Source organism: Pseudomonas sp. KCJK9111 (assembly GCF_046231935.1).
GTDB lineage: Bacteria > Pseudomonadota > Gammaproteobacteria > Pseudomonadales > Pseudomonadaceae > Aquipseudomonas > Aquipseudomonas parafulva_B.
Genome location: NZ_JBJJMO010000026.1, coordinates 18,857 through 34,695, shown reverse-complemented (window position 1 = coordinate 34,695; position 15,839 = coordinate 18,857). Strand labels below are relative to the sequence as shown.

Genomic DNA, 15,839 nt, shown 5'->3' with positions numbered 1-15,839 from the left:
CTCAGGCGGCCTGACGGGCGGTGACGAACGCCGCCAGGGCGGCGACACTGCTGAAATGGTTGCGGGTGTCCTTGGCATCGGCGTCGATCTTGATGCCATAGCGCTTCTGGATGGCCAGGCCAAGCTCGAGCGCATCAACCGAATCCAGGCCCAGGCCTTCGCCGAACAGGGTCTGCTCGTCGTCGATGTCCTGGACGCTGATGTCCTCCAGGCCCAGGGCGTCGATGATCAGTTGCTTGAGATCACGGTTGAGGTTTTGCTGTGGCGCGCTCATCGGCGGCGAGCTCCTTGATGTAGTAGTTGTGCAGATAATCGTTGAGCAAACGGGAAGCTTTGGGCGCAGGGCCCAGGGCCGTGTAGGCGTCGGGATGCACGTCCGGGCCCACCGAAAGGGTGAAGTGCACCCGCCTTACGGGTATGCGGTACCAGGGTTCGTTCTTGGTCAGCGTGGTCGGGCTGACCTTGATGGTGACAGGGGTGATGACGCTTGCACCGCGCAGGGCAATCGCAGCCGCGCCGCGGTGAAAGGCCGGCGCCTGACCGGGCGAAGTACGCGTGCCTTCCGGGAAAATCACCAGGGTCTGGCCCTGTTGCAGCGAGGCGACGGCGGTGTCGAGCATGTCCATGCTGCCATCGTTGCCGATGTACTGCGCCTCGCTGACCGGTCCGCGCGTGAACGGGTTGTCGAACAGGCTCTGCTTCACGACGCAGTTGGCCTGGCGTACCAAGCCGATCAGGAACACCACGTCGATCAGGGACGGGTGATTGGCGATGATCATCTGACCCGGCCGGCCCAGGCGCTCGGCCCCTTCGATTTCGTAGGTCAGCACACCCATGGCGCGCATGAACTGCACGAAGCGCCAGAACAGCCAGCTGATGGTGCGCCGGGCCCGCTCGCGGTGTCGTGCCTGGCCACCGGGCAGGCAGGCCAGCAGCGGAAACACGAGCAGCCGCAGGGTCAGGCAGCCCACGCCAAACAGCATAAAGCTCGTGGCGGTGGCCAGCAGGCGCCAGATATAGGCGTCGCCTGGCCTGCTCACGGCTGTCGGTGCCAATTCCATGTACGACGCTTCCCTGTGTGAGTGAAATCGGTGCGGCCGTTGAGCATGGCCTTGAGCCAGGCCAGGCCGTGAGGCAGCGCAGGCACGGCAGGTGACGCGGCGACCTCTCCGGGCGCCAGCTGCCATTGCCGGCCTGGGGTCAGCAACAGGCCGAGCGCGTAGGCGAACGGTACGTCGTCTATCCAGGGGCCATAGGCCGGTGGTGGCTGCTCTTCGGTGACGATCAGCAGCACGGCTGGGGCGCCATCAGCCATGAGCGCTGCGGCTTCTACCACGCCCTGTTCGAAACCATCCCCGGCAGCGGCCAGAGCCGTCATCTCGCAGGTGGAACCGCGCAGGATCGACCACAGGCCAATGACCGCGTTGTGCACCGAGAGACTGAACTGGGTAGGGGACAGCGGCTGCCCGGCAGCCAGTTCGCCCAGAATCGAAAACGTGCGGGGTGTTTCACCGTGGCGTGAAACGAACACCAGCGGCAGCGGCGGCTGGCCCTCTGCCAATGGCCAGGCCACCGCGAACGCCATGCGCGCCATGTGGCTCAGCCGACGACGCTGCATGGCCGGCAGGAAGGCCACGTCAGGCGCGCAGGCGTCCGCACCCGATGGCGAATTGCCGCTAGCCCAGGCGTGCCAGTCGGCAGGCGCCGAAATGCCCGGAGCCCATGCACGCCATTGGGTGATGTTGAAGGTGATCACGGTGGTCTTCTTCCCGCCCTGAGGGGCTTCCATGCCGAGCGAACGACTCGGCGCCTGCCTGTCAGGGGTGGTGCGTTCATCGAGTGGCGCGCATTATCCCGGTGCGGCGGTGATGTAGCAATGGATTCGGATCCAAAGAGACAACGCCTTCAAGCGGATGTGGCGTGGTCCGATTGAATAGTTTCCTTTTTCCGACAGCCGGCACGGCGCCATGCGTGGTGGGCGGTCGCTGTAGCAGCGCTGGTCATGAACACAGCGTCGCCACATACTCGGAACCTCGTCCCTATCCGGAGCTCAGTCATGCGACGCGTGGTGTTCAATCAGAAAGGCGGGGTGGGCAAGTCCAGCATCGCCTGCAACCTGGCCGCGGTAAGTGCCCATGAAGGCTACCGAACCTTGCTGATCGACCTGGATGCACAGGCCAACTCGACCCAGTACCTCACTGGGCTGGTGGGCGAGGACATTCCCATGGGGATCGCCGATTTCTTCAAGCAAAGCCTTTCCGGCGGACCTGGAGCGAAGAAGAACAAGGTCGAAATCCACCAGACGCCATTCGACAACCTGCACGTGGTCACCGCCACCTCTGAGTTGGCCGACCTGCAACCCAAGCTCGAAGCCAAGCACAAGATCAACAAGCTGCGAAAATTGCTCGAAAACTTGAGTGAAGACTATGAGCGGATTTACATCGACACCCCACCGGCCCTCAACTTCTACGCCGTCTCGGCGCTCATCGCAGCGGACCGTGTGCTGATTCCGTTCGACTGCGACAGCTTCTCGCGCCAGGCCCTGTACGGGCTGCTGGCCGAGATCGAGGACATCAAGGAAGACCACAACGAACACCTGATCGTCGAGGGCATCGTGGTGAACCAGTTCCAGCCCCGTGCCAGCCTGCCGCAGCAGATGCTGGACGCGCTACTGGCCGAAGGCTTGCCGGTGCTGCCGGTGTATCTGGGCAGTTCGGTGAAGATGCGTGAGTCGCACCACGCCAGCCTGCCCCTGATCCATCTCGACCCCCGCCACAAACTGACCCAGCAATTCGTGGCGCTGCATGATTTGCTGGGTGGGGATGAGTAGGTGCAGCTTGCGTAAAAGTCTGGTGCTGATCATAATCTCCCAAAACGGGAGAATAGCGAAATGCGGGTGATTGCCAAGAGCAGCCTGGTGAAATTTTGGGAGATGCCCGGTAATCACGATGCCAAGGCTGCATTGGAAAGCTGGTATGACTTAGTGATCAAAGCTACTTGGCTAACGCCGCAGGATGTGAAAGATCAGCTCGGCAACGCTAGCATCTGTGGAAGGAACCGCATTGTTTTCAACAGTAGCGGTAATAAATATCGCCTCGTCGTGGAAATGCAATATAAGGCAGGTATCGCCTGGGTGAAATTCGTCGGCACCCATGAACGCTATGACGAAATTGACGTGGAGACAGTGTGTGAATATTAAGCCTAGTCGCAGTGATGAGGATCTGCACGCGGCCTTTAGGCGGCTTGAGGCTATCTTCCAAGCCGAACCGGGCACCCCCGAAGCCGATGAAATGGAAGTACTCGTTACCCTGATTGAAGTGTATGAAAACAAGCACTATCCCATTCAGTCGGCTACCCCTCTGGAAGCCATTAAGTTCTGCATGGAACAACAAAGTCTTACCCCTCGAGACTTAGAGCCCTATATCGGGCCCAGTGGCCGGGTATCTGAGGTCTTGAATGGAAAGCGTAGGCTGAGCCTCTCCATGATCAGACGCCTGCACGAGGGGCTACGCATCCCCTATGAGTCGCTGCTGGGGGGTACCTAAAGTCAAACCCCTTTGCTGCGCAGCCACTCCAGCAGTGCCTGAAGGGGAAGGGCCCCTGCCTGGCGCGCGATCTCGCGGCCGTTGCGCATCAGGATGAGGCTCGGGATTGAGCGAATGCCCAGTTGCCCGGCCAGGGTGCGGTTGACTTCGCTGTCGAGCTTGGCCAGGCGGCAGCGGCCACTCAATTGGCGGGCCGCCTGTTCGAACACTGGCGCGAAGGCCTTGCAGGGGCCGCACCAATCGGCCCAGACATCGATCAGCAAGGGCAGGTCGCCTTTGACCTGGCTGGCATAGCTGCTCTCGGTCAGCACGAACGGCGTCTGGAGCACGACCTGCTGCTTGCAGCGGCCACACTTGGGCGCGTCGCCCAGACGGTCGGCGGGCAGGCGGTTCAAGCCGTTGCAGTGAGGGCAAGGGACAACCAGCGGATTGGTCATTTCATCTCCGTTCGAGTAAGTGGGTTTCAGGACGAGCAACTGATTTCCAAGTGCTTGCCCCAGGCAGGGGGCGGCGCTGCATAGGCCTGCATCCCGGTCTGTTCCTCGAACGGGCGGCTGAGCACCTGATGCAAGCGCCTGACCTCAGTGTAGTCGCCTGCCTCGGCCGCTTCGATGGCGTTCTGCGCCAGATAGTTACGCAGCACATACAGCGGGTTCACGGCGTGCATGCGCTCACGCCGCCCGCCAGCATGGTTCGGTTCACGTTCGCAGCGCGCTTGATAGTCTACCGCCCAGGCGTCGAAACCCGCCAAGTCGACGAAGTCGTCACGTACCGATTGCAGCGCATCGGCCAGCGGTTGATCGCCCAGTCGGCGGAAGAACAGGTTGTAGTCCACGCCACCGCTCTGCATGCGTTGCAGCAGGCGCTCGACCAGGGCCATGTCTTCGTTCTCGGCCGTCGTCAGGCCGAGCCGACGACGCATCAGGTCCAGGTAATGGGCCTGGTACAGGGGCAGGAACAGCGCCAGCGCCTGCTTGAGCGCTTCGACATCGATCACCGTGGTCAAGGCCTGGGCCAGCGCACTGAGGTTCCAATGGGCGATCGGTACCTGGTTGGCATAGCTGTAGCGGCCGCGGTCATCGGAGTGGTTGCAGATGAAGTTGGCATCAAAATCGTCGAGGAATGCGAACGGACCGAAATCGAAGGTGATCCCCAGGATCGACATGTTGTCGGTGTTCATCACGCCGTGACAGAAACCGTACGCTTGCCAGCGCGCGATCAGCTCGGCATTGCGCTCGATGATGGTCTGGAACATGGCCAGGTAAGGCTGTTCGGCGTCTTTGCACTGCGGGTAATGCTCATCGAGTACATGGTCGATCAGCACGCGCTGCTGCTCGGGCTGCTGGGTGTAGTAGAAGTACTCGAAATGGCCAAAGCGGATATGGCTCTGGGCAAGGCGGGTGAGCATGGCAGCGCTTTCCTGGGTTTCGCGCCACACCGGGGTACTGGAGCCGATTACGCACAGGGCGCGGCTGCTAGGGATGCCCAGGGCATGCAAAGCTTCGCTCGCCAGAAACTCACGGATCGAGGAACGCAGCACGGCACGGCCATCGCCCATGCGCGAATAGGGGGTCTGGCCGGCGCCCTTGAGGTGCAGGTCCCAATGTTCACCGGCATCGTTGACCACCTCGGTCAGCAACAGGCCGCGCCCGTCCCCCAGGCGCGGGTTGTAGCCGCCGAACTGATGGCCGGAGTACACCATCGCCCGCGGATCGGCGCCTTCCCAGAGCTGGTGGCCGCTGAACAGCTCGGCGAACAACGGCAGCTCGGCCTGGGCCGGGTCAAGGTCGAGCAGCGCCATGGCCGACGCACTGGCGACCACCAGGCGAGGGTCGGCGATGGGATCGGGCAGCACCTGGGTAGAGAATGCGTCGCCCAGGCGGGCGAAGCGGTTGTCGAAGGTGAGCTGGTCGAGGGCTTTCACGGGGCTGCTCCTGAGTCGAGGTGGCAAGAGGCCGCTGCGTGGCCCTGTGCGGGCGGACCGGCCGTGAGCGAGGACCACGCCCTCGCGGGTGGAACGGGCGTATCTGCCCTATGGAGTCCAATCACACCGGTGGAGTGCCATCGGATTTTGGCGAGTCCATCGGTATCAACTGTTGTTTGCCGGCTTTGGGATCCATCAGGAACACCTCGACCTGGCGTACGGATATCTTGATGTCGTGCGCCTTGAATTCCCGGTTGATGTAGCGATTGATCTCGTCCAGCGTCGGGTTGCGATCGCCCAGGTCACGGACATGCATGCGCAGTTCGTGGTCCAGCGAGCTTTCGCCGAATTGCAGGAAGTACACCAGGGGTTCGGGGTCCTTGAGTACCCTGGGGTTCTCATGTGCACCCTTGAGCAGCAGGTCGCGCACCAGGTCCAGGTCCGAGCCGTAGTCGATGCCCAGCTTCAGGGTCACGCGGGTGACGGTATCGGTGAGCGACCAGTTGATCAGTTGCCCGGTGATGAACGTCTTGTTGGGGACGATGATGTCCTTGCGGTCGAAGTCGGTGATGGTGGTGGCGCGGATGCGGATCTTGCTCACCGTGCCCGACAAGTTGCCGATGGTGATGGTGTCACCGATACGCACCGGGCGTTCGAACAGGATCATGATGCCCGAAATGAAGTTGGCGAAAATTTCCTGCATGCCGAAACCCAGGCCTACCGACAGCGCGGCGACCAGCCACTGCAGCTTGTCCCAGCTGACCCCCAGGGTGGAGAGGGTGCTGACGATGCCGACGCCGACGATGGTGTAGGACAGCAGTGTGGTGGTGGCGTAGGCGCTGCCCTGGGCCAGGTTCAGCCGCGACAGTACCAGCACCTCCAGCAGGCCGGGCAAGTTGCCGGCCAGGGCGAAGGTGATGCCCACGATCACCAGGGCGCCGAGCAGGTCACCGAGGCTGATGGGGACCATGCTCGCCGCAGCGCCTGTACCGCTGGTGTATTCGTACAGCACGAAGTTGTTGAGGTAGGCGAACACCGAGAGCAGGTCCGACCACACCCAGTACAGGCCGGCGATGAAACCGCCGAGCAAGGCCAGGCGGATCAGGCGCAAGGACTGCTGGTTGACCTGTTCGATATCCAGCGTCGGCTCTTCGACGACGACTTCGCCATCGAGCCCTTCCTTGGCCGCAGCCCGCTTGCTGAGCGCGCGCTGGTAGGCCAGGCGTCGGGCGGCCACGGACAGCCCGCGCACGAATGCCGCCTCGATCACCAGCCAGAACAGCAGCAGGTAGAGGGTGTAGATCAGGCGGTCGGTGAGTTTCAGCGCCGTGTAGTAGTAGCCGAAGCACACGGCGATGAACAGGGCGATGGGCAAGGCCGTGAACGCCACACCCACTGCCTTGCGAAACAGCGAGGTGTCGCGGTGGGCAGGGCTGCTCAGCAACAGGCGGCTGAGCAACCAGGCCATCAATGCGTAGCAAGTCAGTACCACGCCAATCCCCAGCACGTCGTCGGCCAGCGCCGAGGGCTGGTGTTCGGCTACCGCCACCACCCCTACCAATGCCAGCACCACGGTGCCGAGACGCCGGACCCAGCCGCGCAGGAACTCCACTTGCGGCTTGTACCAGCGGAAGTGGATCTCGGCCACCCCGCCAGGCGAGAGAATGCGGTAGGCCGTATAGAACACCAGCCAGGCCTGGGCCAGTTGCCACAGCGCCGCGCCAAGGTTGGCGTTCTGCCCGCGGGCGTCGATCTGCAAGGCATAGCTGCACAGCGCAAGACCCAGGCTCACCGGCATCGCCAGCAGGATGTTGATCAAGATCGCCTGAGGGGTGTGCCACTGGCTGTCGCGGCGGAAATGGCCGATGTCCTGGTGCACCTTGCCCAGGCGCTGGTACAGGTACTTGCGTCGCCACAGCAACGCGCCGATCACCAGCAACAGCGGCAGGAACAGCAACGGGCGCTGGCTCAACCCGTCAGCCAGCTCCTTGAGGCCCGAGCCCCACGGCAGGTCCGCCACCTGGTCAGCCAGGCGTTGCGGCACATAGGCCAGCCAGTCCCAGTCCAATGGCTTGTTGCTGGGTATCCAGAACATCTGCTCGTCCAGCGTGGTACGCAGGCTTTGGGCAGTGCCCAGCAGCTGCTTCTGGTTCAGCTGCAAGGTAATGGATTCGTTGAGCAGGGCCGACAGCTCCCGGTTCAGGCGTTCGAGCAAGTCGCTGCGGGTGATGGCCACTTCCAGCAATGCCTTGCGCAACTGGGGGGTGACGGTTTCGGGGGGCTGGGCTGCCAGCAGTTTGTCCACGTAGCTGACCGGGCTGCTCATCTGCTCGCGCTGCTGATTGACCTCGAACTGGTACAGGCGTGTGTCGGCGATCTGGTCAGCCAGGTCACGGTCGAGCTTGAGATGCGGCAGGGTCTGTTTCTGTTTGTAGAGGATCTTGGACAGCAGCAGGCTGCCCTTGAGCACGCTGATCTGCTCGTCCAGCGCCTGGTCGGCCTGGGTCAAGGTGTCGAGCTGCTGCTTGGTCCGCAGATTCTGCTGGGTCAATTCGTTGAGCCGGTCGGTGCTTCTGAGCAGGTAGTCGGACAGCTTGAGGTTGGCTGCGCTTTCGGTGGCCAGCAGGCTGCTGCCGCCGGCTTTCTGGGCTTCGATCGACTGCTGCGTGACGGTTTCCTGGGACTGGGCCAGGCGTTTGTCATTGATCAGGGTCTGCAGGTCCTGGATTTCCTGTTCCAGGCGTGCTGTGCGCTCGATCAGCAGGTCATGGCGGGCATTGCCCAGGTCCTGCAGCACACTGTTGCCAGCCAGCTCCTGGCGGCGCAACTGGGTAAGGGCGTTGAGCGAGGCCAGTTCGGCGTTGAGCTGGTTGCGCAGGTCGGGGCTGACAGGCTTGCCCGCGTCCTTGCCGCTTTTGAGGATGCTGTTGATTTGCTGGGCCCGCGCCTGGCTGCTGCTGATCTCGGACTGGGCCCGTTCGGGACGGGTCTGCGAATTGATGATCAGGCTGTTGGCTTCGGACAGCGCTTTTTGCAGCTCGCCTTGCTGGGTAGTGCGCTCACTGAGCATCTGCTCGAGCTGCGGCACGCTTAGGTTTGCGTAGCGCTGGGCCACCGACTGCACCGAACTCTGCTTGAGCCTTGCCAGCTCCTTCTGGCTGTCGCTGGTTTCCTTGGGCGCGCTGGCCAGTTGCTGCTTGAGGGCAGCCAGCTTGCGTTCGTTGTCTTCCTTGCTGGCCAGCAGGCCGAGGGTCTGCTCGAGCACTTGCTGCAAGGCCTTCTGATCGGCTTCGGGCAGCTTGCGTTCGGCGATCCTGTCGAGGCTTTCCTGGACGCTGGCGGTGGTGGGGGCTTCAGCGGCGGCGACCGCCAGGGGAAGGCAAAGGCACAGCCCGAGCAGGGCTGTGCGAAGGTGCAGGCGAAAGGACATAGGCAGACTACTTGTGGATCAGGCAGAAACGAAGTTTAGAGGAACAATCCTGGTCCTGGTCGCGATCCTTCGGGGAATCTGACGCCCACTTTCTGAATCTTGTTCCCGTCCATGGTCGCCACGGTCCAGATCGTGCCATGCCATTCGACCTGGTCGCCTACCACTGGCGCGCCTCCGACCTTCTGTCGGATGAACTGCGCCAGCGGCATGTGGGCATCCTGGCTGTCGACGTTGAGGCCGTAGAGCGATGCCACGGCGCCGAGCTCGGCATCGCCTTCGAGCACGAAGTCGCCGAAGAAGCGCAGGTCCAGGCCGCGCTGGGGTGCCTGGCTGAAGAGTTTGCCCAGTGCAGGCAGGTTGTGCTCATGGCCGATCACGCACAGCATGTCGTCCACTTCCAGCACCGTACTGCCCGAAGGGTGTAGCAATTGTTCGCCACGGAACAGCGCGGCGATGCGCGTGCCCTCTGGCATCTTCAGCTCCCTCAGCGCTGCGCCAATGCACCACTTTTCGGCACCCAGGCGATAGACGAACATCTCCCATTCGCTGGTGATGTGCACTTCCAGTGCCGAGCGTGAAATGGGCGCCGGGTCTGGCGGGACCGTCACCTTCAGCAGTTTGGCCATCCAGGGCAGGCTGGTGCCCTGCACCAGCAGCGAAACCAGGACGATGAAGAACGCCAGGTTGAAGAACAGCTGGGCGTCCGGCAGGCCGGCCATCAACGGGAATACCGCCAGAATGATGGGCACGGCGCCGCGCAGGCCCACCCAGGAAATGAAGGCCTTCTCGCGGTCGTGGAACGCCTTGAAGGGGAGCAGTGCGGCGACCACCGACAAGGGGCGTGCGACCAGAATCATCCACAGGGCAAGGCCCAGTGCCGGCAGGGCGATAGGCAGCAGGTCGTGAGGTGTTACCAACAGGCCCAGCACCAGGAACATCCCGATCTGGGCCAGCCACGCCATGCCGTCGAGCATGTGCAGAATGCCGTGGCGGCTGCGGATCGGCTTGTTGCCCAGCACCAGCCCGCACAGGTAGACCGCCAGGAAACCACTGCCATGCAGGGCGTTGGTCAGCGAGAAGACCACCAGGCCACCGGCCACGACCAGAATCGGGTACAGGCCGCCTGCCAGGTTGATGCGGTTGACCAGCTGCAGCATCACCCAGCCGCCGCCCAGCCCCAGCAGCCCGCCGATGCCGAACTCGCGCAGCAGGTGGCCCAGCAGGCTCCAGTGCAGCCCGGTCTGGCCGCTGGCAATCATGTCGATGAGGGTCACGGTGAGGAACACCGCCATCGGGTCGTTGCTACCCGATTCGATTTCCAGCGTGGCGGTGACCCGTTCGTTCAGGCCTTTACCGCCCAGCAGTGAAAAGACCGCCGCGGCATCGGTGGAGCCCACGATGGCGCCAATCAGCAGGCCCTGGATCAGGCTCAGGTCGAACAACCAAGCCGCCACCATGCCGGTCAGCGCCGTGGTGATCATGACCCCGACCGTTGCCAGCGAAAGCGCCGGCCACAAGGCGACCCGGAAGCTTGCTACCCGCGTGCGCAGACCACCGTCGAGCAGGATCACGGCAAGCGCGAGGTTGCCCACCAGGTAGGCGGTCGGGTAGTTGTTGAAAATGATGCCACCCCCGTCCACGCCAGCGATCATGCCGACGGCCAGGATGATGACCAGAATCGGGATGCCGAGCCGCGACGACAGCGAACTGACCAGGATGCTCGCCCCTACCAGCAATGCGCCGATCAGGAACAGGCTATTGATGGTACTGGCATCCAAAGGCAGGTACTCCGGGACAACGAGGAGGGAAGACGTGGTAGCGCGTATTCGATGTTTGCTAGCAGGTCGCGTGCCAACCGATTCTAACCTGATGAATTGGCAGCCTGTAAAGCGTTTCTGAAGATGTAGGCAAGCCAGCCCGCAGCGCGAACCGTTCCCCTCAAAGAAGAGGGCCGCGAGTGCGGCCCTCGTGCAATCAACCGTGGTTCTTGCCCAGCAACGCGTGATACAGCTCGGTGTCTCCCAGAATGCCCACGACTTTGTCGTTTTCCTGCAGCACCAGCTTGTTGCCGGTCTGGTAGCGAATCTGCAGGGCCTCACGCATGCCGATGTCGGCATGCACCAGGGTTGGCCTGCGGCTCAGGCCTTCCACTGCCTGCCCAGGCGCCCAGTTCTGCATCTCCAGGCCATTCTGGCCTTGCCGTGCACGCTTGATCGAATTGCCTTCACCCAGGTCCAGCCACGAGTCGCCGCCGGGGTCCAGGCAGACCGAACCGTTGACGCGCTTGCAGTTGTCCAGCGAGCGCATCAGGCTGCGTCCGCACAGCACGTTCAGCGGGTTGGTATGGGCCACGAAGGTGCGCACGTATTCATCGGCCGGGTTCAGCACGATTTCCTCGGGCTTGCTGTACTGGATGATCCGTCCGTCCTTCATGATCGCGATCCGGCTGCCCAGCTTGAGCGCCTCGTCCAGGTCGTGGCTGACGAAGACGATGGTCTTGTTCAGCTGGCTCTGCAGGGTCAACAGTTCGTCCTGAAGGCCTTGGCGGATCAAAGGGTCCAGGGCCGAGAACGGTTCGTCCATCAGCAGGATGTCGGCGTCCATGGCCAGCGCGCGTGCCAGGCCTACGCGCTGTTGCATGCCGCCGGACAATTCATCGGGCTTCTTGTTGCGCCACTGGGCCAGGCCTACCAGTTCGAGTTTTTCGTCGACCAGCTTGCGCCGTTCCTTCTCGGGGCGGCCCTGCATTTCCAGGCCGAAGCTGATGTTTTCGCGCACCGTGAGCCAAGGCATCAGGGCGAACTTCTGGAACACCATGGCGATACGCTTGGTGCGCATCATCTTCAGTTCAGCCGGGGTGCAGTGGGCGATATCGATGTGCTTGCCTTCGTGCTCAACGAACAGCTTGCCGCGGCTCACGGTGTTCAGCCCGTTGATACAGCGCAGCAAGCTGGACTTGCCCGAACCGGAAAGGCCCATGAGCACGCAGATCTCGCCTTTCTGGATGTCCAGGTTGGCTTTCTCTACGCCGACCACAAGGCCGGTCTGCTTGAGAATCTCTTCGCGGGTCTTGCCCTGGTCCAGCAACGACAGCGCTTCGCGTGGCTTGTTGGAGAAGATGACGTCGACGTCTTCGAATCGAATGATACTCATGCTTCACTCCTGGCCGGCAGCTCCGGTTGCTTGCAGATACGGTCGAGCATGATCGCCAGCAGCACGATTGCCAGGCCCGCTTCGAAGCCCAGGGAAATATCGGCGGTGTTCAGTGCGTTGACCACGGGTTTGCCCAGGCCGTCGGCGCCCACCAGGGCGGCGATCACCACCATCGACAGCGACAGCATGATGCATTGGGTGACGCCTGCGGCGATGCTCGGCATCGCATGGGGCAGTTCGATACGGGTGAGCAGTTGACGGCGCGAGCAGCCAAAGGCCTTGCCGGCGTCCATCAGTTCCTGGGGGACATCGCAGATGCCCAGGTAGGTCAGGCGGATGGGGGCGGCGATGGCGAACACCACCGTCGAGATCAACCCAGGCACTACGCCCAGGCCGAACAGGGTAAGGGTAGGGATCAGGTAGACGAAGGTGGGGACCGTCTGCATCAGGTCGAGCACCGGCCGCATGGCGGTGTAGAACATCGGCTTGTGTGCGGCGACGATACCCAGCGGCACGCCGATGGCCACGCAGACCACGGTGGCGAAACTGACCTGGGCCAGGGTTTCCATGGTTTCCTGCCAGTAGCCCAGGTTGAGGATCAGCAGGAAGGACAATGCGACGAAGGCGGTCAATGCCCACTTGCGCTGGATCAGGTGAGCCAGTGCAGCGAACAGGGCGATGAGCACGAGCGGGTTGAACCAGGTCAGGGTACTGGTGACGCCATGGATCATGAACTCCAGGCCTTGGGCGATGGCGTCGAAATAATTCGCGCCGTGCTGGGTCAGCCACTCGACGAACGAGGACATGTACTGGCCCAGGGGTATTTTCTGATCGATAAGCATGATAGCGAGCTTCCACCTGCGTAGATTGAAATCAACCCGGGGCGGGCACGGTCCTGCCCCGAGGTAGCGCTACTGCGTAGTTCGGTTATTGCGTCAGCTTGGCCTTGGCCGCCTCGAGGCCAGGTTTGCCATCCACAGTGGTCACGCCTGCCAGCCAGGTGTCCAGCTTGCCGGGATTGTCCTTGAGCCATTTGCGCGCAGCGGCGTCAGGCTTCATCTTGTCGTCCAGGACATAGCCCATCATGGTGCTTTCGTCCTTGAGCTCGAACGACAGGTTCTTCAACAGTTGGCCGACGTTGCTGCATTCCTGCGCATACCCCTTGCGGGTATTGGTGTACACCGTCGCCTTGCCGAAATCGGGGCCGAAGAACTCATCGCCACCGGTCAGGTACTGCATCTTGAACCGGGTGTTCATCGGGTGCGGCTCCCATCCCAGGAACACGATGGCCTCGCCACGTTTCTGCGAGCGGTCCACCTGGGAAAGCATGCCGGCCTCGCTGGACTGGACAATCTTGAAGCCGGCGTCCTTCAGGCCGAAGGCGTTCTTGTCGATCATGCTCTGGATGGTGCGGTTGCCATCGTTGCCCGGCTCGATCCCGTAGATCTTGCCGCCTAGCTCATCCTTGAACTTGGGAATGTCGCTGAAATCCTTCAAGCCCTTGTCGTACAGGGCTTGCGGTACTGCGAGCGTATACTTGGCGTTTTCCAGGTTGGCGCGCAGGGTTTCTACCGTACCGGCGTCGCGGTACTGCTTGATGTCGTTCTCCATGGTCGGCATCCAGTTGCCGAGAAACACGTCCAGGTCCTTGCCGGCCGCCAGCGACTTGTAGGTCACCGGCACCGAGATCATGGTGGTGTGCGTCTTGTAGCCCAGGGCGTCGAGCACAGCGCTGGTGGTGGCCGTGGTTACCGTGATGTCGGTCCAGCCGACATCCGAAAACCGCACCGTCTGGCACTGCTCGGGTTCTGCGGCCTGGGCCAGTACCGGTGCGGACAGCAACGCGACCAGCAACAGCGAGGGTGAACCTTTCATGGGTGGACTCCTGTGATTTTGTCTTCGGGTTCGCGTGGTTCGTCGGACGTTCTGAGGGTCCGATCGATCAGGCCTGCAGAGGGCAGGTTGCGTGGCCGTGCTTTACGAGTCGCTTTCGATAATCCTCCAGCGCCGGGCAATCGCCTACTGGTGGGGTCGTATCCAGTACGCAACGGGTCGCATCCAGTATGGGCAATGTCGCTTATGGATGCTTCTACCCATCCTGCCGCTTTTTTGCGTCACCAAGGCACCGGAAAGCGGCGCACTGAGCCTGCAGAACAGGCGGCGCGGCTGGACAAGACTACGTCGGTTGCAGACGGCGAGCAGGGTGGCAAAAGCCCGATGATGCGTGCATTGAAGGCGGCCTGCAGTCCAGCCTAGCAGCTGCCCCGCCCTGCGCATTGCGCGTACAGACAAGCCCAGCAAGAGGTGATTCGACAATGGCCATCAGCGTGTTCGACCTGTTCAAGATCGGTGTCGGGCCTTCCAGCTCGCATACCGTCGGCCCCATGCGAGCCGGTGCCCTGTTTGTCCAGGGGCTGCGCGAGCGCGGCGAGCTGGAGCAGGTAAAGCGGGTCGAGGTGCGCCTGTATGGTTCGCTGTCGGCTACCGGTATCGGCCATGGAACCGACAACGCCACCATCATGGGGCTGATGGGCGAATGGCCAGACGCCATCGACCCTACCCAGATTGTCCCGCGTATTGCCGACCTGCGCGAAACCCAGGTGCTCAAACTCGATAACCGCCTGCCCATCGATTTCATCTGGGCCCGTGACATGCTGCTGCTTGACGAGAACCTGCCTTACCACCCGAACGCCATGACCCTTGTGGCAGAAGGCGAGCAGGGCGAAATTCACCGAGACACCTACTACTCAGTCGGCGGTGGCTTCGTGGTCGATGCCGCCCAGGCCGCCAGTGGCGTGCTGGACGCCGACCAGACCGTGTTGCCCTACGATTTCAACAGCGCGGCCGAGCTGTTGCGCCTGTGCGAGCAAAACGACCTGAGTGTGTCGCAATTGATGATGGCCAATGAACGGGTCTGGCGCAGCGAGGCAGAAATTCGGGCCGGCCTGCACACGCTTTGGGATGCCATGCAGGAGTGCGTCAACAATGGGCTCAAGTACGAAGGCACGCTGCCGGGCGGGCTGAATGTCCGTCGTCGTGCTGCCAAGCTGCACCGCAGCCTGCAGGAAATCGGCAAGCCCAACGTGATCGGCTCGACCATGAGCGCCATGGAGTGGGTCAACCTGTTCGCCTTGGCCGTGAACGAGGAAAACGCCGCGGGCGGGCGCATGGTCACCGCGCCTACCAATGGCGCGGCCGGCATCATTCCGGCGGTGCTGCACTACTACATGCGCTTTAGTGACGAGGTGGACGAGTCCAGTGTGGTGGATTTCTTCCTGGCGGCCGCCGCCGTGGGCATCCTGTGCAAGAAGAACGCCTCGATCTCAGGGGCCGAGGTGGGCTGTCAGGGTGAAGTGGGCTCGGCCTGCGCCATGGCCGCTGCAGGACTTGCCCAGGTACTGGGCGCTACCCCGCCCCAGGTTGAAAACGCAGCCGAGATTGCCCTGGAACACAATTTGGGCCTGACGTGCGACCCGGTAGGTGGGCTGGTGCAGGTGCCCTGCATCGAGCGCAATGCAATTGCTGCGGTGAAAGCCATCAACGCCGTGCAGATGGCGTTGCGTGGTGATGGCGAGCATTTCATCTCCCTCGATCAGGTGATCCGCACCATGCGTGATACAGGTGCCGACATGCACGACAAGTACAAGGAAACCTCGCGCGGCGGCCTTGCCGTCAGCGCCATCGAGTGCTGATGCACTTCTTCGACCTGCGGTGTCATCGTCGAGCGATCGGCGCTGGCACCACGCTCATCATAACGGTGCAAAGCACCACCTCGTGACCTTAAAAC

General features: G+C 62.3%; 14 protein-coding genes. 4 read left to right on the top strand and 10 right to left on the bottom strand.

Annotated features, from left to right (window positions below; all coding sequences use genetic code 11):
- Position 1 precedes the first annotated feature (1 nt).
- From ACK59L_RS11220 to ACK59L_RS11210, 3 genes are read right to left on the bottom strand one after another with little or no spacing between them, the layout of a single operon-like run.
- Positions 2–274: a phosphopantetheine-binding protein gene (locus tag ACK59L_RS11220; RefSeq protein WP_058602945.1), complete on the bottom strand. Its 273-nt coding sequence runs from the start codon at positions 272–274 to the stop codon at positions 2–4.
- Positions 243–1,061, bottom strand: a complete 819-nt coding sequence (locus ACK59L_RS11215) for a lysophospholipid acyltransferase family protein (protein ID WP_409273611.1) — start codon at positions 1,059–1,061, stop codon at positions 243–245. The genes ACK59L_RS11220 and ACK59L_RS11215 overlap by 32 nt, the downstream gene beginning before the upstream one ends.
- A complete protein-coding gene (locus ACK59L_RS11210; RefSeq protein WP_409273609.1) occupies positions 1,037–1,789 on the bottom strand; it encodes a beta-ketoacyl synthase chain length factor in 753 nt (250 codons plus the stop codon). Before ACK59L_RS11210 ends, ACK59L_RS11215 begins: the two co-directional genes overlap by 25 nt.
- Positions 1,790–2,056: 267 nt before the next feature.
- Here ACK59L_RS11210 and ACK59L_RS11205 point away from each other — a divergent pair, with 267 nt between their 5' ends.
- From ACK59L_RS11205 to ACK59L_RS11195, 3 genes are read left to right on the top strand one after another with little or no spacing between them, the layout of a single operon-like run.
- Complete coding sequence (locus tag ACK59L_RS11205) at positions 2,057–2,830, top strand: ParA family protein (RefSeq protein ID WP_058602947.1); 774 nt, start codon at positions 2,057–2,059, stop codon at positions 2,828–2,830.
- A 60-nt stretch (positions 2,831–2,890) separates the two neighbouring features.
- On the top strand, positions 2,891–3,199 hold the full coding sequence (locus tag ACK59L_RS11200) for a type II toxin-antitoxin system HigB family toxin (RefSeq protein ID WP_409273607.1): 309 nt from the start codon (positions 2,891–2,893) through the stop codon (positions 3,197–3,199).
- A complete protein-coding gene (locus tag ACK59L_RS11195) occupies positions 3,189–3,545 on the top strand; it encodes a type II toxin-antitoxin system HigA family antitoxin (protein ID WP_409273605.1) in 357 nt (118 codons plus the stop codon). The genes ACK59L_RS11200 and ACK59L_RS11195 overlap by 11 nt, the downstream gene beginning before the upstream one ends.
- Before the next feature lie 2 nt (positions 3,546–3,547).
- Here the strand turns inward: ACK59L_RS11195 and trxC are convergent, their stop codons facing one another.
- From trxC to ACK59L_RS11160, 7 genes are all read right to left on the bottom strand, one after another.
- Positions 3,548–3,982 (bottom strand): thioredoxin TrxC, encoded by a 435-nt coding sequence (gene trxC, locus ACK59L_RS11190; protein ID WP_409273603.1) that lies wholly within the window; start codon positions 3,980–3,982, stop codon positions 3,548–3,550.
- Between the two features lie 26 nt (positions 3,983–4,008).
- A complete protein-coding gene (gene selO, locus ACK59L_RS11185) occupies positions 4,009–5,469 on the bottom strand; it encodes a protein adenylyltransferase SelO (RefSeq protein WP_409273601.1) in 1,461 nt (486 codons plus the stop codon).
- Between the two features lie 121 nt (positions 5,470–5,590).
- Positions 5,591–8,899 carry a mechanosensitive channel MscK gene (mscK, locus tag ACK59L_RS11180; RefSeq protein ID WP_409273599.1) on the bottom strand — a complete coding sequence of 1,103 codons (3,309 nt, stop codon included), beginning with the start codon at positions 8,897–8,899 and terminating at the stop codon, positions 5,591–5,593.
- Positions 8,900–8,934: 35 nt separating this feature from the next.
- Positions 8,935–10,677, bottom strand: coding sequence for a potassium/proton antiporter (locus ACK59L_RS11175; RefSeq protein ID WP_058602953.1), 1,743 nt, complete (start codon positions 10,675–10,677; stop codon positions 8,935–8,937).
- A gap of 196 nt (positions 10,678–10,873) precedes the next feature.
- Positions 10,874–12,052: a choline ABC transporter ATP-binding protein gene (gene choV / locus ACK59L_RS11170; RefSeq protein WP_023532472.1), complete on the bottom strand. Its 1,179-nt coding sequence runs from the start codon at positions 12,050–12,052 to the stop codon at positions 10,874–10,876.
- Positions 12,049–12,897, bottom strand: coding sequence for a choline ABC transporter permease subunit (choW, locus tag ACK59L_RS11165; RefSeq protein WP_178102701.1), 849 nt, complete (start codon positions 12,895–12,897; stop codon positions 12,049–12,051). The genes choV and choW overlap by 4 nt, the downstream gene beginning before the upstream one ends.
- Before the next feature lie 82 nt (positions 12,898–12,979).
- On the bottom strand, positions 12,980–13,927 hold the full coding sequence (locus ACK59L_RS11160; RefSeq protein ID WP_023532510.1) for a choline ABC transporter substrate-binding protein: 948 nt from the start codon (positions 13,925–13,927) through the stop codon (positions 12,980–12,982).
- A 440-nt stretch (positions 13,928–14,367) separates the two neighbouring features.
- On the opposite strand from ACK59L_RS11160, the gene ACK59L_RS11155 reads away from it, so the two are divergent.
- Positions 14,368–15,744, top strand: coding sequence for an L-serine ammonia-lyase (locus ACK59L_RS11155; protein ID WP_409273596.1), 1,377 nt, complete (start codon positions 14,368–14,370; stop codon positions 15,742–15,744).
- The last annotated feature ends 95 nt before the right edge of the window (positions 15,745–15,839 follow it).

Excerpts from the sequence above, each read along its gene's own strand:
- mscK (WP_409273599.1), bottom strand. The coding sequence starts at position 8,899 with ATGTCCTTTCGCCTGCACCTTCGCACAGCCCTGCTCGGGCTGTGCCTT.
- ACK59L_RS11200 (WP_409273607.1), top strand. The coding sequence starts at position 2,891 with ATGCGGGTGATTGCCAAGAGCAGCCTGGTGAAATTTTGGGAGATGCCC.
- ACK59L_RS11220 (WP_058602945.1), bottom strand. The coding sequence starts at position 274 with ATGAGCGCGCCACAGCAAAACCTCAACCGTGATCTCAAGCAACTGATC.
- ACK59L_RS11210 (WP_409273609.1), bottom strand. The coding sequence starts at position 1,789 with ATGGAAGCCCCTCAGGGCGGGAAGAAGACCACCGTGATCACCTTCAAC.
- ACK59L_RS11215 (WP_409273611.1), bottom strand. The coding sequence starts at position 1,061 with ATGGAATTGGCACCGACAGCCGTGAGCAGGCCAGGCGACGCCTATATC.
- choV (WP_023532472.1), bottom strand. The coding sequence starts at position 12,052 with ATGAGTATCATTCGATTCGAAGACGTCGACGTCATCTTCTCCAACAAG.
- ACK59L_RS11155 (WP_409273596.1), top strand. The coding sequence starts at position 14,368 with ATGGCCATCAGCGTGTTCGACCTGTTCAAGATCGGTGTCGGGCCTTCC.
- ACK59L_RS11160 (WP_023532510.1), bottom strand. The coding sequence starts at position 13,927 with ATGAAAGGTTCACCCTCGCTGTTGCTGGTCGCGTTGCTGTCCGCACCG.
- ACK59L_RS11205 (WP_058602947.1), top strand. The coding sequence starts at position 2,057 with ATGCGACGCGTGGTGTTCAATCAGAAAGGCGGGGTGGGCAAGTCCAGC.
- trxC (WP_409273603.1), bottom strand. The coding sequence starts at position 3,982 with ATGACCAATCCGCTGGTTGTCCCTTGCCCTCACTGCAACGGCTTGAAC.